The following is a 1,272-nucleotide window of genomic DNA, read 5'->3' on the forward strand; positions in this document are numbered from 1 at the left end:
AGAAAGGACTTTACATTTCCAGTGATAATGCGGGAGATACTGAAAACCAAGCTTTTTTTAATAACGTCAATGTTGTATCAAAGCGCTACGATTACCTAGTATGTACGCCATCGGTGAGTACCGGTGTCTCTATTGATAACGGCCACTTTGATTTTGTTGGCGGTGTGTTTCAGTCCTGCGTCAATACCGCCAATGATTGTATGCAAGCCTTAGGACGCATCCGAAATCATAAAACCCTGCATGTTTTTTGTGACAAGCGACAAGCTTTTAAATCCTTAAACCCGCAAGTGATAGCCTCTAAATGGTTAAAAACTCATCAGCATGATATAAGCCTTATGAATCTGGATAACGAGGGACAACGTATCATTCTAAACCCTGATTATGAGCAGTTAACTCTTTTAGTTACCCAGGCGCGTCATAGAAGTGTTAATGATTTTTATCAGCAATTTGCCCTACTGGCGTTACATGACGGAATGAAGCTCACCTATTTTGATAACAGTCTTGACTTAGCCACCCAACAACAATTACGTCAATTTAAAAACGCCTGTATTGAACAAGATGCATCCCTCATAAGTCAAGAGCAATTACCCTTAAACGCAGCTCAACTGGTCGCGCTATCTCAAAAGCCACGAAAAACTATGAATGAAACGCGCCTTTATAAAAAACAGCAACTCATAGAATTTTATAATCTGTCAGAACGAGATGAAGACTCTATTACCGCCATGGCGAATATGGATAACGATGGACGCTTTAAAAAACAAGTGTTAGCCTTAGAGCTGGCGCTAAGTGATACAGCACTTGCGCAAAAACGGTTCGTTGCGCAACTTGAAGACAGCGCAAAATTTGCAGCAGACTTGACCCATTATGCAACGTTACAACAGCTTTATAAAAAAGTTCTCGAAACACTGCATCTAACCACTTCCCATCAGACCTTAGCTGTTCATGATTATCAATATACCAAAGAGACCATTCTTCACAGTGGCTTTATAACCTGGATAGAAGAACATCGAGCCATTTTGCAAGGGCTTATCTCATTACCATCGACAGAACTTTTACAACGCGACCCTTTACGCTTTCTTTCTATGTTGCTGGCTAAGATGGGTTTAAAACAAAAGAGGGTGGGCAAAGCTGCACTTGGACTTTATCATCTGGATATTGAGCGCATTAATCTCTTGAATGCACTGATTATGCGTCGTGAAAAGGGTCTTGCTGGTGTTTCAGCGCCACTGGATACCTCATCATGTAGCATAAAAGAGCCGTCAACTACTGAAT

General features: G+C 41.1%; 1 protein-coding gene. It reads left to right on the plus strand.

Annotation, left to right across the window (positions count from 1 at the left end):
- A partial coding sequence (locus Ldro_RS15230) for a hypothetical protein (RefSeq protein WP_193786660.1) occupies positions 1–1,272 on the plus strand: 1,272 nt, incomplete at both ends.

This window comes from Legionella drozanskii LLAP-1 (assembly GCF_001467585.1).
GTDB lineage: Bacteria > Pseudomonadota > Gammaproteobacteria > Legionellales > Legionellaceae > Tatlockia > Tatlockia drozanskii.